This is a genomic window from Klebsiella sp. M041, from assembly GCF_059759695.1.
In genome coordinates, this window is sequence record NZ_JCAXWU010000019.1 from 20,963 (window position 1) to 44,148 (window position 23,186).

General features: G+C 58.0%; 20 protein-coding genes and 4 tRNA genes. 19 read left to right on the plus strand and 5 right to left on the minus strand.

Features of this window, described 5'->3' with window-relative positions; all coding sequences use genetic code 11:
• The first annotated feature begins 1 nt into the window (after position 1).
• The 17 genes from wecA (at position 2) to AC6CWS_RS21535 (ending at position 14,913) form a co-directional block, all read left to right on the plus strand.
• Positions 2 to 1,105: a UDP-N-acetylglucosamine--undecaprenyl-phosphate N-acetylglucosaminephosphotransferase gene (gene wecA, locus AC6CWS_RS21455; protein WP_004886849.1), complete on the plus strand. Its 1,104-nt coding sequence runs from the start codon at positions 2 to 4 to the stop codon at positions 1,103 to 1,105.
• Positions 1,106 to 1,118: 13 nt separating this feature from the next.
• Complete coding sequence (gene wzzE, locus AC6CWS_RS21460) at positions 1,119 to 2,165, plus strand: ECA polysaccharide chain length modulation protein (protein WP_065883603.1); 1,047 nt, start codon at positions 1,119 to 1,121, stop codon at positions 2,163 to 2,165.
• 56 nt (positions 2,166 to 2,221) lie between these two features.
• Positions 2,222 to 3,352 carry a non-hydrolyzing UDP-N-acetylglucosamine 2-epimerase gene (wecB, locus tag AC6CWS_RS21465; RefSeq protein ID WP_071997580.1) on the plus strand — a complete coding sequence of 377 codons (1,131 nt, stop codon included), beginning with the start codon at positions 2,222 to 2,224 and terminating at the stop codon, positions 3,350 to 3,352.
• A complete protein-coding gene (gene wecC, locus AC6CWS_RS21470) occupies positions 3,349 to 4,611 on the plus strand; it encodes a UDP-N-acetyl-D-mannosamine dehydrogenase (protein ID WP_050534268.1) in 1,263 nt (420 codons plus the stop codon). Before wecB ends, wecC begins: the two co-directional genes overlap by 4 nt.
• Positions 4,608 to 5,675, plus strand: coding sequence for a dTDP-glucose 4,6-dehydratase (gene rffG, locus AC6CWS_RS21475; protein WP_023291554.1), 1,068 nt, complete (start codon positions 4,608 to 4,610; stop codon positions 5,673 to 5,675). The genes wecC and rffG overlap by 4 nt, the downstream gene beginning before the upstream one ends.
• An 18-nt stretch (positions 5,676 to 5,693) precedes the next feature.
• The gene (gene rfbA, locus AC6CWS_RS21480; protein ID WP_065883605.1) at positions 5,694 to 6,575 is read left to right on the plus strand and encodes a glucose-1-phosphate thymidylyltransferase RfbA; all 882 of its coding nucleotides are present in this window, start codon (positions 5,694 to 5,696) and stop codon (positions 6,573 to 6,575) included.
• A complete protein-coding gene (gene rffC, locus AC6CWS_RS21485; RefSeq protein ID WP_023291556.1) occupies positions 6,553 to 7,227 on the plus strand; it encodes a dTDP-4-amino-4,6-dideoxy-D-galactose acyltransferase in 675 nt (224 codons plus the stop codon). The genes rfbA and rffC overlap by 23 nt, the downstream gene beginning before the upstream one ends.
• Positions 7,228 to 7,231: 4 nt before the next feature.
• Positions 7,232 to 8,362: a dTDP-4-amino-4,6-dideoxygalactose transaminase gene (gene rffA / locus AC6CWS_RS21490; RefSeq protein ID WP_044521751.1), complete on the plus strand. Its 1,131-nt coding sequence runs from the start codon at positions 7,232 to 7,234 to the stop codon at positions 8,360 to 8,362.
• 1 nt (position 8,363) lies between these two features.
• Entirely contained in the window at positions 8,364 to 9,614 is a 1,251-nt protein-coding gene (gene wzxE / locus AC6CWS_RS21495; RefSeq protein WP_065883607.1) for a lipid III flippase WzxE, read from the plus strand.
• A complete protein-coding gene (locus AC6CWS_RS21500) occupies positions 9,611 to 10,687 on the plus strand; it encodes a TDP-N-acetylfucosamine:lipid II N-acetylfucosaminyltransferase (RefSeq protein ID WP_065883608.1) in 1,077 nt (358 codons plus the stop codon). The genes wzxE and AC6CWS_RS21500 overlap by 4 nt, the downstream gene beginning before the upstream one ends.
• On the plus strand, positions 10,684 to 12,030 hold the full coding sequence (gene wzyE / locus AC6CWS_RS21505) for an ECA oligosaccharide polymerase (RefSeq protein ID WP_032454510.1): 1,347 nt from the start codon (positions 10,684 to 10,686) through the stop codon (positions 12,028 to 12,030). Before AC6CWS_RS21500 ends, wzyE begins: the two co-directional genes overlap by 4 nt.
• Before the next feature lie 11 nt (positions 12,031 to 12,041).
• Positions 12,042 to 12,782, plus strand: a complete 741-nt coding sequence (gene wecG / locus AC6CWS_RS21510) for a lipopolysaccharide N-acetylmannosaminouronosyltransferase (protein WP_023291561.1) — start codon at positions 12,042 to 12,044, stop codon at positions 12,780 to 12,782.
• A gap of 206 nt (positions 12,783 to 12,988) precedes the next feature.
• A complete protein-coding gene (thrP, locus tag AC6CWS_RS21515; protein WP_012969196.1) occupies positions 12,989 to 14,374 on the plus strand; it encodes a bifunctional threonine/serine APC transporter ThrP in 1,386 nt (461 codons plus the stop codon).
• Between the two features lie 102 nt (positions 14,375 to 14,476).
• A tRNA-Arg gene (locus AC6CWS_RS21520) sits at positions 14,477 to 14,553 on the plus strand.
• Between the two features lie 55 nt (positions 14,554 to 14,608).
• Positions 14,609 to 14,684 (plus strand) — tRNA-His (locus tag AC6CWS_RS21525).
• 23 nt (positions 14,685 to 14,707) lie between these two features.
• Positions 14,708 to 14,794: transfer RNA gene (locus tag AC6CWS_RS21530), tRNA-Leu, on the plus strand.
• Positions 14,795 to 14,836: 42 nt separating this feature from the next.
• Positions 14,837 to 14,913 (plus strand) — tRNA-Pro (locus tag AC6CWS_RS21535).
• Between the two features lie 462 nt (positions 14,914 to 15,375).
• On the opposite strand, the gene hemY is transcribed toward AC6CWS_RS21535, so the two are convergent.
• The 4 genes from hemY to hemC are packed head-to-tail and all read right to left on the minus strand — an operon-like array spanning position 15,376 to position 19,457.
• Entirely contained in the window at positions 15,376 to 16,572 is a 1,197-nt protein-coding gene (hemY, locus tag AC6CWS_RS21540) for a protoheme IX biogenesis protein HemY (protein ID WP_023291562.1), read from the minus strand.
• Between the two features lie 3 nt (positions 16,573 to 16,575).
• On the minus strand, positions 16,576 to 17,757 hold the full coding sequence (hemX, locus tag AC6CWS_RS21545; protein ID WP_080901785.1) for a uroporphyrinogen-III C-methyltransferase: 1,182 nt from the start codon (positions 17,755 to 17,757) through the stop codon (positions 16,576 to 16,578).
• Between the two features lie 21 nt (positions 17,758 to 17,778).
• Positions 17,779 to 18,519, minus strand: coding sequence for a uroporphyrinogen-III synthase (gene hemD, locus AC6CWS_RS21550; RefSeq protein WP_023291564.1), 741 nt, complete (start codon positions 18,517 to 18,519; stop codon positions 17,779 to 17,781).
• Positions 18,516 to 19,457 carry a hydroxymethylbilane synthase gene (hemC, locus tag AC6CWS_RS21555; protein WP_065883613.1) on the minus strand — a complete coding sequence of 314 codons (942 nt, stop codon included), beginning with the start codon at positions 19,455 to 19,457 and terminating at the stop codon, positions 18,516 to 18,518. Before hemC ends, hemD begins: the two co-directional genes overlap by 4 nt.
• Before the next feature lie 358 nt (positions 19,458 to 19,815).
• Between hemC and cyaA the strand changes: the two genes are divergently transcribed.
• Positions 19,816 to 22,368, plus strand: a complete 2,553-nt coding sequence (cyaA, locus tag AC6CWS_RS21560; RefSeq protein ID WP_002883383.1) for a class I adenylate cyclase — start codon at positions 19,816 to 19,818, stop codon at positions 22,366 to 22,368.
• A gap of 149 nt (positions 22,369 to 22,517) precedes the next feature.
• Here the strand turns inward: cyaA and cyaY are convergent, their stop codons facing one another.
• Entirely contained in the window at positions 22,518 to 22,838 is a 321-nt protein-coding gene (gene cyaY / locus AC6CWS_RS21565; RefSeq protein WP_004886799.1) for an iron donor protein CyaY, read from the minus strand.
• 138 nt (positions 22,839 to 22,976) lie between these two features.
• Here cyaY and lptM point away from each other — a divergent pair, with 138 nt between their 5' ends.
• Positions 22,977 to 23,180 (plus strand): LPS translocon maturation chaperone LptM, encoded by a 204-nt coding sequence (gene lptM / locus AC6CWS_RS21570; RefSeq protein ID WP_004886794.1) that lies wholly within the window; start codon positions 22,977 to 22,979, stop codon positions 23,178 to 23,180.
• Positions 23,181 to 23,186: the final 6 nt, after the last annotated feature.

A 23,186-nucleotide genomic window follows, 5' to 3' on the forward strand; every position in this document is an offset into this window, starting at 1 on the left:
TGTGAATTTACTCACTGCTATTACTGAATTAATCAGTATTTTCTTATTCACGACCCTCTTTATTTTTGTCGCGCGGAAAGTGGCAAAAAAGATTGGGTTAGTGGATAAACCAAACTATCGCAAACGGCATCAGGGGTTGATTCCGTTGGTCGGTGGTATCTCAGTTTATGCAGGCATCTGTTTCACCTTCGCCATCGCCGATTATTATATTCCTCACGCCTCGCTGTATCTGGCCTGTGCGGGGGTATTGGTGCTGGTTGGCGCGCTGGACGATCGCTTCGACATCAGCGTGAAAATTCGCGCGGTCATTCAGGCCGCGATCGCCGTGATTATGATGATGGCAGGGAATCTGCATCTGAGTAGTCTGGGCTTTATTTTTGGCTCGTGGGAGCTGGTGCTGGGGCCTTTCGGCTTCTTCCTCACTCTGTTTGCCGTCTGGGCCGCCATCAACGCGTTTAATATGGTCGATGGGATTGACGGCCTGCTCGGCGGCCTGTCATCCGTCTCCTTTGCGGCGACCGGGATCATCCTCTGGTTTGACGGTCAGTACAGCCTGGCGATGTGGTGTTTTGCGATGATCGCCGCCATTCTGCCCTATATTCTTCTTAATCTTGGCGCCCTCGGCCGCCGCTATAAAGTTTTTATGGGTGACGCCGGCAGCACCATGATTGGCTTCACCATCATCTGGATCCTGCTGGAAACCACACAAGGTAAAACGCATCCCATCAGCCCGGTCACCGCGCTGTGGATTATCGCTATCCCGTTGATGGATATGGTGGCGATTATGTATCGCCGCCTGCGTAAAGGCATGAGTCCTTTCTCACCGGACCGGCAGCATATTCATCATTTGATCATGCGCGCCGGGTTTACTTCCCGCCAGGCGTTCGTCCTGATCACCCTGGCCGCTGCCCTGCTGGCGCTGGTTGGCGTCGCGGCGGAATATACCCGCATTGTGCCGGAATGGGTGATGTTAATTCTCTTTTTGGTGGCCTTCTTCCTTTATGGCTACTGTATTAAGCGCGCCTGGAAAGTGGCGCGTCTGGTTAAGCGCATCAGACGCAGAATTCGGCGACACAGCGGCAATAATCCGAAACTAACCAAGTAAAGCTGGGGATGTGATGACTCAACCATTACCGGGAGCACAATCAGTGAACGTTGAGAACGAGCTGGATATTCGCGGGCTGTTTCGCGCTTTATGGGCAGGAAAAGGCTGGATAGTCGGCGGTGCTGTACTCTTCGCCGCTATCGTGTTGGTGTACACCTTCTTTGCTCGCCAGGAGTGGAGCGCCACGGCGATCACCGATCGGCCTACTGTCAACATGTTGGGGGGGTACTATTCCCAGCAGCAGTTCTTACGCAATCTGGATATCAAAGCCGACCTGGCCTCGGTGGATCAGCCTTCCGCCATGGATGAAGCGTATAAAGAGTTCATCATGCAGTTGGCCTCCTGGGATACCCGGCGTGATTTCTGGCTGCAAACGGACTACTACAAGCAGCGACAGTCGGGTAATGCTCGCGCCGATGCGGCGATGCTGGATGAATTAATTAACAATATCCAGTTTATGCCAGGTGATGCGGCCAAGAGCGTCAACGACAGCGTCAAACTGACCGCCGAGACCGGGCAGGATGCCAATAATTTGCTGCGCCAGTATGTGGCTTTCGCCAGCCAGCGGGCGGCCGGCCATCTTAACGACGAGCTCAAAGGCGCCTGGGCGGCGCGGACGGTACAAATGAAGGCGCAGGTGAAGCGCCAGGAAGAGGTGGCCGAGGCTATTTTCAACCGCCGGACCCACAGCGTCGAGCAAGCGTTGAAGGTCGCTCAGCAGCATAATATTTCGCGCAGCGAAACGGATGTTCCTGCCGATCAGTTGCCGGATTCAGAGCTATTTTTATTGGGCAGGCCGATGCTGCAGGCCAGACTGGAAAATCTGCAGGCCGTCGGACCGGAATATGACCTCGATTACGACCAGAATCGCGCCATGCTGAGCACGTTGAACGTCGGTCCAATGTTGGATCCGCGTTTTCAGACTTACCGGTATTTGCGAACGCCGGAAGAACCTGTAAAACGCGATAGCCCGCGCCGTGTATTTCTGATGGTGATGTGGGGGATTGTGGGTGCGCTCATCGGCGCAGGCGTGGCGTTATCGCGTCGTCGTGTCCTGTGATTGCGGCCTGTGGTGAAGGGCAAATGACCTTCATCGCCTAATCGAAGAGAATCGATGTGAAAGTACTAACTGTATTTGGCACGAGGCCGGAAGCCATCAAGATGGCTCCTCTGGTCCATGCGCTGGCAAAGGATCCTCATTTTGAGGCGAAAGTATGCGTGACCGCGCAGCATCGGGAGATGCTCGATCAGGTGTTGAAACTATTCTCCATCACCCCGGACTACGATCTCAACATCATGAAGCCGGGGCAGGGGCTCACCGAGATCACCTGCCGTATTCTTGAGGGGCTGAAGCCGGTTCTGGAGTCGTTTAAACCCGACGTGGTGCTGGTGCATGGCGATACCACCACCACGATGGCGGCGAGCCTGGCGGCGTTTTACCAGCGCATACCGGTGGGCCATGTAGAGGCGGGTCTGCGGACCGGCGATTTAAGTTCGCCGTGGCCGGAAGAGGGCAACCGTACGCTGACCGGGCATCTGGCGACCTACCATTTCGCCCCTACGGAAACCTCGCGGCAGAATCTGCTGCGGGAAAACATTGCCGACAGTCGCATCACGGTGACCGGGAATACGGTCATCGATGCCCTATTCTGGGTGCGCGATCGCGTTCTGGGCGATGAAGCGCTACGGGAGACCCTGCTGCAGCGCTATCCTTTCATTAGCCACGGTAAAAAAATGATTCTGGTTACCGGCCATCGGCGGGAAAGCTTTGGGCTCGGCTTTGAGCAGATCTGCCAGGCGCTGGCGGAGATAGCCCATACCCACCCTGAGGTGCAGATTGTCTATCCGGTTCACCTGAATCCTAACGTCAGCGAACCGGTGAACCGTATTCTCGGCCATATCGACAACGTGATGTTGATTGAACCGCAGGACTACCTGCCGTTCGTCTGGTTGATGGATCGGGCCTGGCTCATCCTGACCGATTCCGGTGGTATTCAGGAAGAGGCGCCTTCCCTGGGGAAACCGGTGCTGGTCATGCGCGATATGACCGAACGTCCGGAAGCGGTGGCCGCCGGTACCGTCTGTCTGGTGGGCACCGACAGCCAGCGCATCGTGGCGGAAGTCACGCGACTGCTGGAGGATGATGCCGCATACCAGGCGATGAGCCGCGCGCATAATCCTTATGGCGATGGCGAAGCATGTCGTCGAATTTTGTCTGCACTTAAAAATAATCAGGTAACGCTATGAGTTTTTCTACCATTTCAGTGATTGGCCTTGGCTATATCGGGCTGCCAACCGCTGCCGCGTTCGCCTCCCGGCAGAAGCGGGTGGTCGGCGTTGATGTCAATCAACATGCCGTGGAGACCATTAACCGTGGAGAGATTCATATCGTGGAGCCGGATCTGGCGAGCGTGGTGAAGACCGCGGTCGAGCAGGGATATTTAAGCGCCACCACCACCCCGGTGGCAGCGGATGCCTACCTGATTGCCGTGCCGACGCCGTTTAAAGATCGCCACGAGCCGGATATGGTGTTTGTCGAGTCGGCGGCTAAATCCATTGCGCCGACGTTAAAGAAAGGCTCGCTGGTGATCCTCGAGTCCACCTCGCCGGTCGGGTCGACCGAACAGATGGCTGAGTGGCTGGCGGAGATGCGCCCGGACCTCAGCTTTCCCCAGCAGGTGGGTGAAGCGGCGGACGTGAATATCGCCTACTGCCCGGAGCGGGTATTGCCCGGCCAGGTGATGGTCGAGCTGATTAAAAACGACCGCGTTATCGGCGGCATGTCGCCGGTCTGCTCCGCTCGCGCCAGCGAGCTGTATAAAATCTTCCTCGAAGGCGAATGTGTGGTGACCAACTCGCGTACCGCCGAGATGTGCAAGCTGACGGAAAACAGCTTCCGCGACGTCAACATCGCTTTTGCCAACGAGCTGTCGCTGATTTGCGCCGATCAGGCCATTAACGTCTGGGAACTGATCCGCCTGGCGAACCGCCATCCGCGAGTGAATATCCTGCAGCCGGGACCGGGCGTCGGCGGCCACTGTATCGCCGTCGACCCGTGGTTTATCGTGGCGCAAAACCCGCAGCAGGCGCGTCTGATCCGCACGGCCCGTGAGGTCAACGACCACAAGCCGGAATGGGTTATCGAACAGGTGAAGGCGCAGGTAGCTGACTGCCTGAATGCCACCAACAAACGGGCCAGCGAACTGACCATTGCCTGTTTTGGCCTCGCCTTTAAGCCGAATATTGACGACCTGCGCGAAAGCCCGGCAATGGAAATTGCCGCGCAGATTGCCCGCTGGCACAGCGGCACGACGCAGGTAGTTGAGCCCAACATTCACGCGCTGCCGAAGAAACTCGACGGTCTGTGTACGCTGGCGACCCTCGATGCGGCGCTGGCCAGCGCCGACGTGCTGGTGATGCTGGTCGATCACAATGAATTTAAAGCCGTTAGCGGCGACAGCGTCACCCAGGCGTATATCATCGACACCAAAGGAGTGTGGCGGTGAGAACCATTCTGGTCACCGGCGGCGCGGGCTTCATTGGTTCGGCGGTAGTGCGGGAGATTATCCAGCACACCGCCGATCGCGTGGTGGTGGTGGATAAACTGACCTACGCCGGCAATTTAATGTCGCTGGCGCCGGTGGCGCAGGATGCGCGTTTCGCCTTTGAACAGGTGGATATCTGCGACCGCGGCGAGCTGGACCGTATTTTCGTGCAGTATCAACCGGATACAGTGATGCACCTGGCGGCGGAAAGCCATGTCGATCGGTCGATTGACGGCCCGGCGGCATTTATTGAAACCAATATCGTGGGCACCTATACGCTGCTGGAGGCGGCCCGTAGCTGGTGGAATACGCTGGATACGGCGCAAAAATCGGCGTTTCGCTTCCATCACATCTCCACCGATGAAGTGTATGGCGATCTGCACGGCAGCGATGATTTCTTTACCGAGACCACGCCCTATGCGCCAAGCAGCCCCTATTCGGCCTCGAAAGCCAGCAGCGACCACCTGGTGCGTGCCTGGCTGCGGACCTATGGCCTGCCGACGCTTATCACCAACTGCTCGAATAACTACGGCCCGTATCACTTCCCCGAGAAGCTGATCCCGCTGACCATCCTCAACGCGCTGGCAGGCAAGCCGCTGCCAGTGTATGGCAATGGACAGCAGATCCGCGACTGGCTGTACGTGGAAGATCACGCCAGAGCGCTGTATCTGGTGGCGACCCGCGGCGAACCGGGCGAGACTTACAATATCGGCGGTCATAACGAGCGTAAAAACATCGAGGTGGTGGAAACCATTTGCGAATTGCTCGAAGCGCTGGCGCCGCATAAGCCGCAGGGCGTGGCGCACTATCGCGACCTGATCGCCTTTGTTGCCGATCGCCCGGGCCACGATCTGCGCTATGCCATTGATGCCTCGAAGATCGCCCGTGAGCTGGGCTGGACGCCGGCTGAGACCTTCACTTCCGGTATGCGTAAGACCGTGGCGTGGTATCTGGCGAACGAGACATGGTGGCGCCAGGTTCAGGACGGAAGCTATCAGGGCGAGCGTCTTGGACTGCAAGGCTAATCATCTCTGGGGGTAATGATGAAAGGTATTATTCTGGCGGGGGGTTCCGGAACGCGACTGCATCCCATCACCCGCGGCGTGTCGAAGCAGCTGTTGCCGATCTACGATAAGCCGATGATCTACTACCCGCTGTCGGTATTAATGCTGGCCGGGATCCGTGAGATCCTGATCATCACCACGCCGGACGATCTGCGCGATTTCCAGCGCCTGCTCGGCGATGGCTCAGAGTTTGGCATTGCGCTGCACTATGCCGTACAGCCGACGCCGGATGGTTTAGCCCAGGCGTTTATCATCGGCGAAGCCTTTCTTAACGGCGAACCGGCGTGCCTGGTGTTAGGCGACAACATCTTCTTCGGCCAGAGCTTCAGCCCCAAGCTGCGCAGCGTGGCTTCCCGCACGGAAGGGGCGACGATTTTTGGCTATCAGGTGATGGATCCTGAGCGCTTTGGCGTGGTGGAGTTTGATGACAACTTTCGCGCGCTGTCGCTGGAAGAGAAGCCGAAGCAGCCGAAGTCGAACTGGGCGGTCACCGGTCTCTATTTCTACGATGGCAAGGTGGCGGAGTACGCCAAACGGGTCAAGCCATCCGAGCGCGGCGAACTGGAAATCACCTCCATCAACCAGATGTACCTTGAAGATGGCGCACTGACCGTCGAACTGCTTGGACGCGGCTTTGCGTGGCTGGATACCGGCACCCACGATAGCCTGATCGAGGCCAGCATGTTCGTGCAGACCGTCGAGAAGCGTCAGGGCTTCAAAATCGCCTGTCTGGAAGAGATCGGCTGGCGCAACGGCTGGCTGGACGACGACGGCGTCAAACACGCGGCGAAGCGGTTGGAAAAAACCGGCTACGGCCAATATCTGCTGGATCTGCTCCGTGCCCGTCCGCGCCAGTATTGATCCCCTGGAGTGGGAGAACCGCTTCTTTGCCGTTAACAGCGCCGTCGTTCACTTTGACGAGCATGCGCCGCGGCTGACGCCTGAGGCGCTGGCGGGGTGGTCGCGAGTGCAGGCGAAGGTAGCCGCCAGCGACACCGTCCGGCTCGACGCGCTGCAGCAGCTGGGTTTTCAGCTGGTGGAAGGCGAGGTCGATCTGGCGCTACCGGTGGGCAACCCTGCGGATGCGGGCGCCGACGTCGCCGTGGAGGCGGATATTGCGCCACTGCGCGAGCAGGCGGCGCAGGCCTTTGCGATGAGCCGCTTTCGCGCGCCCTGGTATGCTGCCGACGCCAGCGGCCGCTTCTATGCCCAGTGGATTGAAAATGCGGTGCGCGGCACCTTCGATCATCAGTGCCTGATTTACCGCCATCCAGAGGGCGATATTCGCGCCTTTGTCTCTCTGCGCCAGCTCAATGCCACCGAGGCGCGTATCGGCCTGCTGGCCGGACGCGGCGCCGGGGCGCAGCTGATGCAGGCGGCGCGGTACTGGGCCGCTTCGCGCGGACTTTCTACACTGCGGGTGGCGACCCAGATGGGCAACACCGCCGCGCTTAAACGTTATATTCTCAGCGGTGCTAATGTGGAAAGCACCGCCTACTGGCTATACAGGTGACCCCATGATCCCATTTAACGCGCCGCCGGTGGTTGGAACCGAGCTTGATTACATGCAGTCTGCGATGAACAGCGGCAAGCTGTGCGGCGACGGCGGCTTTACGCGCCGCTGCCAGCAGTGGATGGAGCAGCGTTTTGGCACGGCAAAAGCCCTGCTAACCCCTTCCTGCACGGCTTCGCTGGAGATGGCCGCGCTGCTGCTGGATATCCAGCCGGGCGACGAAGTGATTATGCCCAGCTATACCTTTGTCTCCACCGCCAATGCCTTTGTGCTGCGCGGGGCGAAAATCGTCTTCGTCGATATCCGTCGCGATACGATGAATATCGATGAAACGTTAATCGAAGCCGCTATCACCGATAAAACCCGGGCGATCGTCCCCGTGCACTATGCCGGCGTAGCCTGCGAGATGGATACCATCATGGCCATCGCCGACAAGTACAACCTGTTCGTGGTGGAAGACGCCGCGCAGGGGGTGATGTCCACCTACAAGGGGCGCGCGCTGGGCACCATCGGCCATATCGGCTGCTTCAGCTTCCATGAAACTAAAAACTACACCGCCGGCGGTGAGGGCGGGGCGACGCTGATCAACGATCGCACGCTGGTGGAACGTGCGGAGATCATTCGCGAAAAAGGCACCAACCGCAGCCAGTTCTTTCGTGGTCTGGTGGATAAATATACCTGGCGGGACATTGGCTCCAGCTATCTGATGTCCGACCTGCAGGCTGCCTATCTGTGGGCGCAGCTGGAAGCGGCGGAGCGCATCAACCAGCAGCGTCTGGCGCTGTGGCAGAATTACTATGACGCGCTGCTGCCGCTGGCCCGCGCGGGACGTATTGAACTGCCGACGGTCCCGGCTGACTGCGGGCAAAACGCGCACATGTTCTACATTAAGCTGCGCGATATCGAGGATCGCAGCAGGCTTATCGCCTGGCTGAAAGAGGCGGAGATCCTCGCGGTATTCCATTACATTCCCCTGCACAGCTGTCCGGCAGGCGAACACTTCGGCGAATTCCACGGTGAAGACCGCTATACCACCCAGGAGAGCGAGCGCCTGGTGCGCCTGCCGCTGTTTTACAATCTGTCTGTGGTGAACCAGCGGACGGTGATTAACTCACTGCTGAGCTACTTCTCCTGATATGTCGTTAGCAAAAGCCTCATTGTGGACGGCGGCCTCGACGCTGGTCAAAATCGGCGCCGGGCTGTTGGTCGTCAAGCTGTTGGCCGTCTCGTTTGGGCCCGCGGGCGTTGGTCAGGCCGGTAACTTCCGGCAACTGGTCACCGTGCTCGGCGTGCTGGCCGGGGCCGGGATATTTAACGGCGTCACGAAGCTGGTGGCTCAGCATCACGACGATCCCCCGCGCCTGAAGCAGGTGGTGGGCACCTCGTCGGCGATGGTGCTTGGCTTTTCCACGCTGCTGGCGCTGGTGTTTTTACTGGCGGCGGCGCCGATAAGCCAGGGGCTGTTCGGTCATACTCATTATCAGAATCTGGTACGGCTGGTGGCGCTGGTGCAGATGGGGATCGCCTGGGCGAACTTCCTGCTGGCGCTGATGAAAGGCTTTCGCGATGCGGCGGGAAACGCCTTCTCGCTGATTGCCGGCAGCCTGATTGGCGTGGTGGCCTATTATGCCTGTTACTACTTCGGTGGTTACCAGGGGGCGCTGCTGGGGCTGGCGTTAGTGCCGGCGCTGGTGGTGATCCCGGCGGGCATCATGCTCTGGCGGCGGGGTAATATTCCGCTGAGCGCCCTGCGTCCGCGCTGGGATAACGGTCTGGCGGGACGGCTATCTAAATTTACTCTGATGGCGCTGATAACCTCAGTGACCCTGCCGGTGGCTTATGTGATGATGCGTAATCTGCTGGCGGCGCATTATGGCTGGGAGGCGGTCGGTATCTGGCAGGGGGTGAGCAGTATCTCCGATGCCTATCTGCAGTTTATTACCGCCTCGTTCAGCGTCTATCTCCTGCCGACGCTGTCGCGGCTGAGCGCCAAAACGGATATCACCCGCGAGATAGTCAAGTCGCTGAAATTCGTCCTGCCGGCAGTGGCGGCGGCAAGCCTGACGGTCTGGCTGCTGCGCGATTTTGCCATCTGGCTGCTGTTTTCCGATCGCTTTACCGCGATGCGTGACCTGTTCGCCTGGCAGCTGGTGGGCGACGTTTTAAAAGTAGGCGCTTACGTCTATGGCTATCTGGTGATCGCTAAAGCGTCGCTGCGTTTTTATATTCTGACGGAAATCAGCCAGTTCACGCTGCTGACCGCATTTTCACACTGGCTTATACCGGCGCACGGCGCGGTTGGCGCGGCGCAGGCGTATATGGCCACTTATATTGTTTATTTCGCCCTTTGTAGTGGCGTGTTTTTACTCTGGCGTAAACGGGCATGACAGCACTGATACATGTACTGGGATCGGATATCCCGCATCATAACCAGACCGTACTGCGGTTCTTTAACGACGAACTGGCCGCCGATCCGCAGGCCAGGAGATTTATGGTCGTCGGTGATGAGGCCAGCGTGCGTGATGGGTATCCGGCGCTGGACATCACCTGCTATCCGGGGAAGAAGTCGCTGGCGCAGGCGGTGATTGCGCAAGCCAAAGCCACCCGTCAGCAGCGCTTTTTCTTCCACGGCCAGTTCAATACCGGCCTGTGGCTGGCGCTGTTGAGCGGCGGTATCCGCCCATCGCAGTTTAACTGGCATATCTGGGGGGCGGATCTGTATGAAAACGCGACCAGCCTGAAGTTCCGCCTGTTCTATCCGCTGCGCCGCCTGGCGCAGGGGCGGGTAGGGCGCGTTTTCGCCACCCGCGGCGATCTTAGCTGGTTCGCTAACCGCCATCCGCGTGTTCCGGGCGAACTGCTCTACTTCCCGACCCGTATGGATCCGGCGCTGAATACCCTGGCCGAAAACGCGCCGCGTGGCGACACGCTGACCATTCTGGTGGGCAACTCCGGGGATCGCAGCAATGAACATATTGCCGCGCTGAAGGCTATCCATCAGCAGTTTGGCGATACGGTAAACGTCATCGTGCCGATGGGCTATCCGGCGAATAACGAGGCCTATATCAATGAGGTTCGTGAGGCGGGGGCGGCGCTGTTTAGTCGCGAGCATCTGCAGATCCTCAGCGAGAAGCTTGAGTTTCATGATTATCTGGCGCTGCTGCGCCGCTGCGATCTGGGCTATTTCCTGTTTGCGCGTCAGCAGGGGATCGGCACCTTGTGCCTGTTGATTCAGGCGGGCATTCCCTGCGTGCTCAACCGCGAAAACCCATTCTGGCAGGATATGACCGAGCAGCATGTGCCGGTGCTGTTCACCAGCGATGCGCTGGACGTCAGCGTGGTGCGCGAAGCGCAGCGCCAGCTGGCGAGCGTGGATAAGTCGGGTATCGCTTTCTTCCGGCCGAACTATCTGACGGGCTGGCAGCGGGCGCTACGGTTAGCGGCGGAGGGGCAGGCATGACGTTAATGCAATTTAGCGGGCTGCTGGTGGTCTGGCTGCTGTCGACGCTGTTTATCGCCACCGCCACCTGGTTTGAGTTCCGTCGGGTACGCTTCAACTTCAACGTCTTTTTCTCGTTGCTGTTTCTGCTGACCTTTTTCTTCGGTTTCCCGCTGACCAGTATTCTGGTGTTCCGCTTTGACGTCAGCGTGGCGCCGCCGGAGATTTTGCTGCAGACGCTGCTGATCGCGGTGTGCTTCTACGCGATCTACTACGTGACCTATAAAACGCGGCTGCGTCCGGCATCGCGTGAGGTTACGCGTCGGCCGCTGTTTACCATGAACCGGGTGGAAACCCATCTGGCGTGGGGCATACTGATGGGGCTGGCGCTGCTGTGCGTCGGCATCTTCTTCGCCCACAATGGTTTCCTGCTGTTTAAGCTCAACTCCTACAGCCAGATTTTCTCTGCTGAAGTCTCCGGCGTGGCGTTGAAGCGCTTCTTCTACTTCTTTATCCCGGCGATGCTGGTGGTCTATTTCCTGCGCCAGGATTATAAGGCGTGGATTTTCTTCCTCGTCAGCACCGTGGCCTTTGGTCTGCTGACCTACGCTATCGTCGGCGGGACTCGCGCCAATATCATCATCGCCTTCGCCATCTTCCTGTTTATCGGCATTATTCGCGGCTGGATCAGCTTGTGGATGCTGGCTGCGGCGGGCGTGCTGGGCATCGTCGGCATGTTCTGGCTGGCGCTGAAGCGCTACGGGATGAACGTCAGCGGCGACGAAGCGTTTTATACCTTCCTCTATCTCACACGCGATACCTTCTCGCCGTGGGAGAACCTGGCGCTGCTGCTGCAAAACTATGACAAGATCGATTTCCAGGGGCTGGCGCCGATGATCCGCGACTTCTACGTCTTTATCCCCAGCTGGATGTGGCACGGTCGTCCGACGATGGTGCTCAATACCGCCAACTACTTCACCTGGGAAGTGTTAAACAACCATTCGGGGCTGGCGATTTCGCCGACGCTGATTGGCTCGCTGGTGGTGATGGGCGGCGTCTGGTTTGTGCCGCTGGGCGCTGTGGCGGTCGGGTTGATTATTAAATGGTTCGACTGGCTGTATGAGCTCGGCAACCGGGAGAGCAATCGCTATAAAGCGGCAATCCTGCATAGTTTCTGTTTCGGCGCTATCTTCAACATGATAGTGCTGGCGCGCGAGGGGCTGGATTCGTTCGGCTCCCGCGTGGTGTTTTTCCTCGTGATCTTTGGTATCTGCTTGCTGGCGGCGAAACTGCTGTACTGGTTCCTGGATAGCGTGGGACTGATTCATAAGCGCGTAAAACCGCTTTCGCAACCGCAAGTCTGAGAAGGATGGACATGACTGGGACCATTTCCGCGCCGTTGTACCTGTTAAGAGGGCTGCAGCTCATAGGCTGGCGCGATATGCAGCACGCTCTGGATTATTTATATGCCGACGGCGTTCTCCGGGAGGGGACGCTGGTGGCGATTAATGCCGAGAAAATGCTGGCCGTAGAGGATAACCCCGAGGTGCGGGCGCTGATTGAGGCGGCGGAGTTTAAATATGCGGATGGCATCAGCGTGGTACGTTCGCTGCGTAAAAAATATCCGCAGGCCCAGGTGTCCCGCGTGGCGGGAGCCGATCTCTGGGAAGCGTTAATGCAGCGCGCCGGCGCTGAAGGCACTCCGGTGTTTTTGGTCGGCGGTAAACCTGAAGTCCTGGCGCAGACGGCGTCCAGCCTGCGCCAGCGCTGGCAGGTGAATATCGTCGGCAGCCAGGACGGCTATTTTGCGCCTGAGCAACGGCAGGCATTGTTCGAACGCATTCGCGACAGCGGGGCGAAAATCGTCACCGTCGCCATGGGGTCCCCGCGTCAGGAGATCTTTATGCGCGACTGTCGGCGCCTGTACCCGCACGCGCTGTATATGGGCGTCGGCGGCACTTACGATGTTTTCACCGGGCACGTTCATCGGGCGCCGAAGTTCTGGCAGGATCTGGGGCTGGAGTGGTTTTACCGCCTGGTTTCCCAGCCGAGCCGGATTAAAAGGCAGGCCCGGCTGCTACGATATTTACGTTGGCATTACACCAATAAACTCTAATATTCCTCTGCATTCTGGCGAGTTTGTGTCCATTTTCTGTTTAATGTCTTTACTCGCCTGATACTTTATTTGCCATTTCCATAAAATTCATTAACCATTCGCAGGCTTCATACGCGCGGGGGGAGACCTGCGCGTCGGCAAGGCTATGAGTTCAGTTAATAACAATAACCGGGAGTACCCGGAATACGGCAAACACAAGAGGATATATGACTGAGAAAAAAGCGGAGCTCCAGCGTGGACTGGAGGCCCGGCATATTGAACTGATCGCCCTTGGGGGGACGATTGGCGTGGGGTTGTTTATGGGGGCGGCCAGTACCCTGAAGTGGGCTGGGCCTTCCGTGCTGCTGGCGTACATTATCGCTGGCCTATTCGTCTTTTTCATTATGCGCTCAATGGGCGAAATGCTGTTCCTTGAGCCCGTCACCGGCTCCTTCGCAGTGTATGCGCATCGCTATATGAGCCCCTTCTTCGGCTACCTGACCGCCTGGTCGTACTGGTTTATGTGGATGGCGGTGGGCATCTCTGAGATTACCGCCATCGGCGTCTATGTGCAGTTCTGGTTCCCGGAGATGGCGCAGTGGATCCCGGCGTTAATTGCCGTGGGGCTGGTGGCGCTGGCTAACCTCGCGGCGGTCCGGCTGTACGGTGAAATCGAGTTCTGGTTCGCCATGATTAAAGTGACCACCATTATCGTGATGATCGTCGTGGGCCTGGGCGTCATTTTCTTCGGCTTTGGCAACGGCGGCCACTCCATCGGTTTTGGCAACCTGACCGAACATGGCGGCTTCTTTGCCGGCGGCTGGAAGGGCTTCCTGACGGCGCTGTGTATCGTGGTCGCGTCCTATCAGGGCGTGGAGCTCATCGGCATTACCGCTGGTGAAGCGAAAAATCCGCAGGTCACACTGCGCAGCGCGGTGGGCAAAGTGCTGTGGCGGATCCTGATTTTCTACGTCGGCGCGATTTTCGTTATCGTCACCATCTTCCCATGGGATCAAATCGGCTCCAACGGCAGCCCGTTCGTACTGACGTTTGCCAAAATCGGTATTACCGCCGCGGCGGGGATTATCAACTTTGTGGTGCTGACGGCGGCGCTTTCCGGCTGCAACAGCGGGATGTACAGCTGCGGACGTATGCTGTACGCCCTGGCGAAGAACCGTCAGCTGCCGGCGGCGATCGGTAAGGTATCGCGCAACGGCGTTCCGGCCGTCGGCGTGGCGCTGTCTATTCTGATCCTGCTGGTAGGCTCCTGCCTGAATTACATCATTCCTAATCCGCAACGGGTGTTTGTCTATGTCTATAGCGCCAGCGTCCTGCCGGGGATGGTGCCCTGGTTTGTGATCCTGATTAGTCAGCTGCGTTTCCGTCGCGTACATCGGGCAGCGATAGCCAGCCATCCGTTCCGTTCGCTGCTGTTTCCGTGGGCCAACTATTTCACCATGGCTTTCCTGATCTGCGTGCTGGTCGGGATGGGGCTGAATGATGAAACCCGGATGTCGCTCTTTGTCGGCATTATTTTCCTTGCTGCCGTTACCCTGATTTATAAGGTGTTTGGCCTCGGAAGGCAGGGGCAAGTCAATAATACGGCTGAATAAGCGCCAAAACGAACAAAGCATGAGCAAACGATAATTTTCTTTTAAAAGGCACTAGACAGCGGGGGAGGAAGTCCGTATTATCCGACCCCGCAACGGCGCTAAGCGCCCGTAGCTCAGCTGGATAGAGCGCTGCCCTCCGGAGGCAGAGGTCTCAGGTTCGAATCCTGTCGGGCGCACCATTAACCCGGTGCTGGAGCTGCGGTGGTTTTAATACCGCGTAAAAGGTTTGCAGTGGTGGCTATAGCTCAGTTGGTAGAGCCCTGGATTGTGATTCCAGTTGTCGTGGGTTCGAATCCCATTAGCCACCCCATTATTTGATAGAGTTGTGAATTTGCGAAGGTGGCGGAATTGGTAGACGCGCTAGCTTCAGGTGTTAGTGTTCTTACGGACGTGGGGGTTCAAGTCCCCCCCCTCGCACCACGACTTTAACGAATTGAACTAAAAATTCAAAAAGCAGTATTTCGGCGAGTAGCGCAGCTTGGTAGCGCAACTGGTTTGGGACCAGTGGGTCGGAGGTTCGAATCCTCTCTCGCCGACCAATTTTGAACCCCGCTTCGGCGGGGTTTTTTGTTTTCTGTGACTTCCTGCCATGACTTATTTCCCTGATCTTGCTGATAAAAAATCTTCTCTTTGCTTAAGAATACGCGTCAGGAAAACTCTCAATTCATCACTGTGGTAGATGCAATTTCCCTGGATCCTGTGCGATAATAATCGGGTAGATGCTCATTCCATCTCTTATGTTCGCCTTTGTGCCTCATAAACTCCGGAATGATGCAGAGCCGTTCTTACGGTGCTTATCGTCCACTGACAGATGTCGCATTTATGCCTCATCAAACACCATGGACATTACGTTGAGTGAAGCACCCAATTTGTTGTCAAACAGACCTGTTTTAACGCCTGCCCTGATTTCAGCGCAGGCGTTTTTTTCTTTCAGGGGGATCGTCAACGGGAAGGCGGGGTAGAAGGGCTATCGCCCCGCAGGAGGCGACAGCCAGGTGAGGTTATTGCTGAGGGTTATTCTGCAGCGTCAGCAGCAGACCATCGCGGCGCATGGTAGCCGCTTCCTCCGGTTGATGGAGACGATCCAGAGCATCCGCCAGCCAGGCGTAATCAAAGGCATCCGGACGCTGCTTAAGCGCGGCGCGGAAGGCGATGCTGGCCTCCTGCCATTCGCCGTGCCGCATCAGCGACTGGCCCAGGGTGCTCCACAGCAGCGGACGATCGCCAACGGCTTTGATCTGCTGGCGCAGTACTTTCTCCAGCTGTTCCGGGTTATTGGTCTTCAGGCGCGGGATCGGCATCACCAGACGGTCGTCATACTGTTTCTTCAGACCATCAATAATAATTTGCTGCGCGGTATCGTGATCGTCGCTCTCGATGAGGCGCTCGGCCATCGCCACCTGCAGCGGCACCAGCGCCCGCGTTTTACGGCTCTGGTTGCGCCACCATTCGCGCAGCCCCTCGCTGCCGCCGTCGGCCAGCGCTTTGTCCATCAGGCCAACCCATGCCAGCTGTTCCAGCGCGGCGCGGTGCTCTTCATCGCCGACGTTAGCTTTCGCCATCGACGGAATGATATCCAGCAGCGACTGCCAGGCGCCGGTACGGGTATAAGCCTGTTCGGCGAGGCGCAGCACTTCCGGATGACGCGGGGTGATTTCCAGTAGCTTATCGATGCCATGACGCGCGGCGTGATTTTCATTGCGCGCCAGCTGCAGGCGAACGCGGGTGATTTCCACCGGGATCAGGTCATCGCCCGCTAGGTCGGTGGCGCGCTCCAGATGCTGGTTAGCCCGCGCTTCATCGCCGCGCTGCTGGGCCGCTTCCGCCGCCAGCAGATAGTTCACCACCGGCTGTTCGGCGTGATCGGCGTTTTTCGCCATCAGCTTCTCAACCTGCTGGTAATCACCTTCGGCCAGCTTAAGCAGCGCCTGCTCGGTTTGCTTACGCGCGCGACGGCGTTTACGGCCGACAAACCAGCCGCGCGTATGCGCCCCGGTGCGGAAAATGCGGCGCAGCAGCCATTCAATGGCGAACAGCACCACCATGGCGAGGATCAGGATGATCACCAGCCCGGTCACGCTGGTCTCGATATTGTAATTATCGGTCTGGATCAGGACGTAGCCCTGATGCCCGGCGATCATCGGGCCAAGCACGATCCCGGCGATCAACAGTGCGAAGAGTAAAAGAATTTTCAGCATGCGTTACTCTCCTTGCGGCGCAGCGGGGGCGGCCGGTGCTGCAGGTGCAGGCGAGGGCGCGCCGCCTGCGGAAACGGCAGGCTGCGCCATCAGATTACGCACCCGGGTCTGCATCAGTTTTTCCAGCAACGCCTGGCTCTGCAGCGTTTCCGGCACCGTCATAGTAATGCTTTGCTGACTGAGCTTATCCACCTCTTCAAGGAAGGCTTTAGTGGTGGCGTCATCGGTATCGTAATAGGCGCGTACCCAGGTCGAGACGTTATCCAGCGACTGTTTCCAGGTCTCTTCCTGATGGCGCGGCACTGCCTGCGCGGCGACCAGCAGGCGAGAGCGAATATTTTCCCGCAGATAGATATCCTGATTCGGCGCCAGCAGCGGGACCGCCGTTTCATCGCGGCGGCGCACGGTGATAAAACTGTCCATAAAATTCTGCCAGCTTTTCTGCAGATTGACGCGCCATTCGCTGATGGAGCTGGAGAGCTCATCGCTATCAGAATCCATCGGCGAATCGTCATCGTTATTATCCGCCAGCCGCAGGTTATCGATTTGGTTCGCCAGCTGATTAACCTTGAGGATCATGCCGTCGTAGTCGACCTGGTTCACCGCGGAGAGGGTGGCGATATCGTCGGTGATCGCCCGGCGGGCGCCGATCAGGCTTGGGTCATTCATGTCGGCGAGGCTGGCGTCGGCGCTTTTCAGCAGCGCGGCGGCGGTGGTGACATCCTGATCGCTCCACAGCTTACGTCCCGCCAGCTTGACGAGGAAGTCGGCCTGGGCCAGCAGCCAGGTTTTGGCGTCGCTACCGGAAATGATCGCCACTTTTTGCTGGACTTCGTCCAGCTGTTTGGCCAGCGTCTCCTGCTGGTGTTTGGCTTCGTTTAGCTGGTCGGCCTGCTGTTTGATAATGCCTTCCAGTTCGCTTTTTTGGCTCTCCTGCGCTTTTTGCAGCGCCGCGACCTGGCTTGATAATTCAGAGGTGGTTTCGTTTTGACGCGAGGCCTGCTGTTTGTTCAGGCCATACAGGCCGATACCGGCGGCTATCGCAATGGCGATAGCGATCGCGCTGAGCGCCAGGCTGGTTTTGTTGCCAGCCTTCTTCTTATCAGTGTTCTCTGGCTGTGGTGTGGTCTCCACGGCCTCCCTGGTCTCTTCAACCACGGCGGATTGATTTTGTTGTTCCGTCATTATGGCTTCCAATGTTGAGAGTTATTGTAATGCGCGTAGCAGCGCATCGTTGTCGGCGCTATCGGCAACCTGAATCTCCTGCCAGCCCAGCTCCCGGGCCTGAAGGGCCAGACGTTCGCTGACAACGACAACGCGGCAGTGCAGGAGCCACCGTTCGCGATACCATTGCGGTATTAACGACCATAGCTGCTGCAGCATCTCGCCGCTGGTGACCACCAGCGTGGTGACCCCGCGAGATTGCCAGCGCATCGCTTCTTCTGCGCCATCGTAATGCTTTGCACTACGTTGATAACATTCACAAAATGTGACCCTGGCGCCGCGCTCGGTCAGCGTCGCGCCTAAGAGTTCCCGCCCACCATTGCCGCGTAAGATCAGCGCATTCTTCCCGGCAATGTTTTGTAATTCAGGTAATTGTAGCAAGACTTCGCTAATTTCCCGATCTAACGGGTAATGGATGTGCTGCCCGCTGACCGTATGCAGGGCCAGCGCCGTCGTGCGGCCAATGGCAAAATAACGCGGGGAAGTGGGCCAGGGCATACCCTGTTGCTGCAGACGGGCATGGGCGAACTCCACCGCATGCTGGGACAGCGCGAACAGCAGATCGTCAGGCCCCAGGCGGGCAAGCGCGTCGCCCAGCGCGGGAAGCTCCCGACCGGGCGTAAATTCTATCAGCGGAAAGCTCCAGGCCACGCGTCCCATGGCCCGCAGACGGCTGACCAGCGCTTCTCCTTGCGGTAGTGGACGAGTGACCAGGATGCTCATCGTGGGGCTTCTCCATCATAAACTGCCGCGAGAATATCGCGGGCGCCGTTATCCAGGAGCTCTTCCGCCAGCGAGATGCCAAGCGCTTCGGCCTGCTCTGCTGGCCCGCGCCGTTCGCCGCGTACCATCTGCGAACCATCCGGGGCGCCAACCAGCGCCCGCAGCCACAATTCACCGTCTTTCAGTTCCGCATAGCTACCAATCGGCACCTGACAGCCGCCTTCGAGACGCGTGTTCATCGCCCGCTCGGCGCGAACGCGCACTGCCGTTTCCGTATGGTTGAGAGGCGCTAACAGCCCCTGGGTCCATGCATCGTCGAGACGGCATTCGATGCCCACCGCGCCCTGGCCGACCGCCGGCAGAGATTGCTCAGGCGACAGCGGCTGGCGAATTCGCGCCTCGAGCTGCAGGCGCTTCAGGCCGGCGGCGGCGAGGATGATGGCGTCATACTCGCCGTTATCCAGCTTACTCAGTCGGGTACCGACGTTACCGCGCAGAGAGCGGATCACCAGATCCGGACGGGTGGCGGCCAGCTGGCACTGACGGCGTAAACTTGACGTGCCAACGATGCTGCCGGCCGGGAGTTCATCAATCGAGGCATAGCGATTGGAGACAAACGCGTCGCGCGGATCGTCGCGCTCGCAGATAGTCACCAGCCCCAGCCCCTCCGGGAATTCCACCGGCACATCTTTCATCGAATGAACGGCGATATCGGCGCGCCCTTCGAGCATGGCAAGCTCTAACTCTTTCACAAATAAGCCCTTGCCACCCACCTTTGCCAGGGGAGTATCAAGGATGACATCCCCGCGAGTGACCATCGGCACCAGCTCGACCTTCAGTCCGGGATGCGCTTGTTCCAGGCGCGCTTTAACATATTGCGCCTGCCATAGCGCAAGCGGGCTTTGCCGTGTGGCAATTTTCAAAACTTTGTCTAACATGCTTGTTACCGTCATTGTCGACCACTAACCATCCTAACATTGTTGTCTTACGGATGTTAGTTTTCACGGTTTATGTGGGAGATAGCTCCGGCCCACTCTTTTTTAACCTTTCATGCGCGTGGGCGGTTGCCGGAGGCGTAGTGAGGAATTTACAGGTAATAAACGGTGCTACACTTGTATGTAGCGCATCTTTCTTTACGGTCAATGAGCAAGGTGTTAAATTGATCACGTTTTAAACCATTTGTCTGTCCGCTGCTCTTCACAACCACACCGACGACGAATGGTGACGGTTTTTGTTGAAATACTGAAATCCTCCGTACTATTGTACCTCGGGTTTTTGAACATCAGGCGATATGTCTTGTACCTCTATATTGAGACACTGAAACAGAGACTGGATGCCATCAACCAACTGCGCGTGGATCGCGCGCTTGCTGCCATGGGACCCGCTTTCCAGCAGGTTTACAGTCTACTGCCAACGTTATTACATTATCATCACCCGCTGATGCCGGGTTACCTTGACGGTAACGTTCCCCGTGGCATTTGCCTCTACACGCCTGATGAAACCCAACGCCACTATCTTGAAGAACTGGAACTGCATCGCGGCATGCAGACCCAGGAGCCGCCGAAAGGCGAGCTGCCGATCACCGGCGTCTACTCGATGGGCAGTACCTCCTCCGTCGGCCAGAGCTGTTCTTCCGATCTGGATATCTGGGTATGTCACCAGGCCTGGCTGGATAGCGAAGAGCGCCAGCTGCTGCAGCGAAAATGCAGCCTGCTTGAGAGCTGGGCGGCCTCGCTCGGTGTGGAAGTCAGCTTCTTCCTGATCGATGAAAACCGCTTCCGCCATAACGAAAGCGGCAGCCTCGGCGGCGAAGACTGCGGTTCGACCCAGCATATTTTACTGCTCGATGAGTTCTACCGCACCGCGGTCCGTCTCGCCGGCAAGCGTATTCTGTGGAATATGGTGCCGTGCGATGAAGAAGAGCATTACGACGATTACGTCATGGGGCTGTATGCCCAGGGCGTGCTGACGCCAAACGAGTGGCTCGATCTCGGCGGCCTCAGCTCGCTGTCGGCGGAAGAGTACTTCGGCGCCAGCCTGTGGCAGCTGTATAAGAGTATCGACTCCCCCTATAAAGCGGTGCTGAAAACGCTGCTGCTGGAAGCCTATTCCTGGGAATACCCCAATAACCGCCTGCTGGCGAAAGATATCAAACAGCGCCTGCACGATGGCGAGATCGTCTCCTTCGGCCTCGACCCGTACTGCATGATGCTGGAGCGCGTCACCACCTACCTGCAGGCCATCGAAGATGAAACCCGTCTCGACCTGGTGCGCCGCTGCTTCTATCTGAAAGTGTGTGAAAAACTCAGCCGCGAACGCGCCTGCGTCGGCTGGCGTCGCGAAGTCGTCAGCCAGCTGGTCAACGCGTGGGGCTGGGATGAAAAGCGTCTGATGATGCTCGACAACCGCGCGAACTGGAAAATTGATGAAGTGCGCAAGGCGCACAACGAACTGCTCGATGCGATGATGCAGAGCTATCGTAATCTGATCCGCTTCGCGCGGCGCAATAACCTCAGCGTCTCCGCCAGTCCGCAGGATATTGGCGTGCTGACGCGTAAGCTGTATGCGGCTTTTGAAGCGCTGCCGGGCAAAGTGACGCTGGTGAACCCGCAAATATCGCCGGACCTGTCGGAACCGAATCTGACCTTTATCCACGTGCCGCCGGGTCGCGCCAACCGTACCGGTTGGTATCTGTATAACCGCGCGCCGGATATGGAATCGATCATCAGCCATCAGCCGCTGGAATATAACCGTTATCTTAATAAGCTGGTGGCCTGGGCCTGGTTTAACGGCCTGCTGACCTCACGCACCCGCCTGTTTATTAAGGGCAACGGCATCGTCGATCTGGCGAAGCTGCAGGAGATGGTGGCCGACGTGTCGCACCACTTCCCGCTGCGCCTGCCGGCGCCGACGCCAAAAGCGCTATACAGCCCATGCGAAATTCGCCACCTGGCGATTATCGTCAACCTCGAATATGACCCGACGGCGGCCTTCCGCAATCAGGTGGTGCACTTTGATTTCCGTAAGCTTGATGTTTTCAGCTTCGGCGAAGAGCAAAAATGCCTGATCGGCAGCGTCGACCTGCTGTATCGCAACTCGTGGAACGAAGTGCGTACCCTGCATTTCAACGGCGAGCAGGCGATGATCGAAGCGCTGAAAACGATCCTCGGTAAAATGCATCAGGACGCCGCGCCGCCGGACAGCGTGGAGGTGTTCTGCTATAGCCAGCACTTGCGCGGCCTGATCCGTACCCGCGTACAGCAGATGATCTCCGAGTGCATCGAACTGCGTCTCTCCAGTACCCGCCAGGATACCGGGCGCTTTAAAGCGCTGCGCGTCTCCGGCCAGACCTGGGGGCTGTTCTTCGAGCGTCTCAATGTTTCGGTGCAGAAGCTGGAAAACGCCATTGAATTCTACGGCGCTATCTCGCACAACAAGCTTCACGGCCTGTCGGTGCAGGTGGAAACCAATCACGTTAAGCTGCCGGCGGTTGTGGACGGCTTCGCCAGCGAAGGGATTATTCAGTTCTTCTTTGAAGACGCGGATAACAACGACAGCGGCTTTAACATCTATATTCTCGATGAGAGCAACCGCGCTGAGGTGTATCACCACTGCGAGGGCAGCAAAGAGGAGCTGGTGCGCGACGTCAGCCGCTTCTATTCGTCATCGCACGATCGTTTTACCTACGGCTCCAGCTTTATCAACTTCAACCTGCCGCAGTTCTATCAGATTGTCGAGGTGGATGGGCGCACCCAGGTGATCCCTTTCCGCACTCAGGCGATTGCCGCCGCGATACCCACCAGCCAGGACGTTACCGCCTCGCCGGTGCTGCAGCAGCGCTACTCGTAACGCTTATCGGGGCGCGCTTTCCCAGGCCGGGTCAGGCGTCGCGGCTCCGTGCCTGCGTTCGTCGCCCGGCGGTACGGGCCTGGGGACTACCTGAGCCGTCGGGTAGCCCGGATGAGGCGCGATGCGCCGCCATCCGGGGAAACACGTCATTAACGGAATCTCACCGTCTCACCGGCCTGCTGACTTGCCGCCTGCTCCAGCAGATCCCAGAAGGTCTCGCCGCTGCGATCGCAGATCCACTCGTCACCTTTGAGATCGAAATGGTAGCCGCCCTGTTTGGTGGCCAGCCATACCTGGTGCAGCGGCTCCTGACGGTTAATAATGATTTTGCTGCCGTTTTCAAAGCTGATGGTCAGCACACCGCCGTTGATTTCGCAGTCGATGTCGCTATCGCCGTCCCAGTCGTCCAGGCGTTCTTCGATGGTCATCCACAGGCTGTCGGCAAGGCGATGAAATTCACTGTCATTCATGATTCTGTCCCGCATTTTTGAGATTGGCGGCAGTATAGCGCGAAACAAAAGCGCGCGCAGTCAGATGCTAAAGGCTTGCTTTTACGCCTTCTCCTGCGATGATAGAAAGCAGAAAGAATGAATCACGGGCAACTATCAATGAAAAACGTTTTTCCTACGCTTGCCGTTTTGTTTGCGATCTTCAGCCTGACCGGCTGCGGTCTGAAAGGGCCTCTCTATTTCCCGCCGGCTGACAAAACTGCGCCGCCGCCGACCAAACCGGTTAACCCGGGCATTCAGAGCTCAACGCCGGATCGTAACGATCGTGGCGATACCGGTGGTCCGAGCCAGGTCAATTACTAACGATAA

Bases quoted from the DNA above. Each gene is read 5' to 3' on its own strand.
- hemD (WP_023291564.1), bottom strand. From the start codon at position 18,519: ATGAGCATCCTGGTCACTCGTCCACTACCGCAAGGAGAAGCGCTGGTC.
- hemC (WP_065883613.1), bottom strand. From the start codon at position 19,457: ATGTTAGACAAAGTTTTGAAAATTGCCACACGGCAAAGCCCGCTTGCG.
- wecG (WP_023291561.1), top strand. From the start codon at position 12,042: ATGACTGGGACCATTTCCGCGCCGTTGTACCTGTTAAGAGGGCTGCAG.
- wzxE (WP_065883607.1), top strand. From the start codon at position 8,364: ATGTCGTTAGCAAAAGCCTCATTGTGGACGGCGGCCTCGACGCTGGTC.
- wzzE (WP_065883603.1), top strand. From the start codon at position 1,119: ATGACTCAACCATTACCGGGAGCACAATCAGTGAACGTTGAGAACGAG.
- wecC (WP_050534268.1), top strand. From the start codon at position 3,349: ATGAGTTTTTCTACCATTTCAGTGATTGGCCTTGGCTATATCGGGCTG.
- rffA (WP_044521751.1), top strand. From the start codon at position 7,232: ATGATCCCATTTAACGCGCCGCCGGTGGTTGGAACCGAGCTTGATTAC.
- thrP (WP_012969196.1), top strand. From the start codon at position 12,989: ATGACTGAGAAAAAAGCGGAGCTCCAGCGTGGACTGGAGGCCCGGCAT.
- wzyE (WP_032454510.1), top strand. From the start codon at position 10,684: ATGACGTTAATGCAATTTAGCGGGCTGCTGGTGGTCTGGCTGCTGTCG.
- hemX (WP_080901785.1), bottom strand. From the start codon at position 17,757: ATGACGGAACAACAAAATCAATCCGCCGTGGTTGAAGAGACCAGGGAG.
- hemY (WP_023291562.1), bottom strand. From the start codon at position 16,572: ATGCTGAAAATTCTTTTACTCTTCGCACTGTTGATCGCCGGGATCGTG.
- lptM (WP_004886794.1), top strand. From the start codon at position 22,977: ATGAAAAACGTTTTTCCTACGCTTGCCGTTTTGTTTGCGATCTTCAGC.
- AC6CWS_RS21500 (WP_065883608.1), top strand. From the start codon at position 9,611: ATGACAGCACTGATACATGTACTGGGATCGGATATCCCGCATCATAAC.
- rfbA (WP_065883605.1), top strand. From the start codon at position 5,694: ATGAAAGGTATTATTCTGGCGGGGGGTTCCGGAACGCGACTGCATCCC.
- cyaY (WP_004886799.1), bottom strand. From the start codon at position 22,838: ATGAATGACAGTGAATTTCATCGCCTTGCCGACAGCCTGTGGATGACC.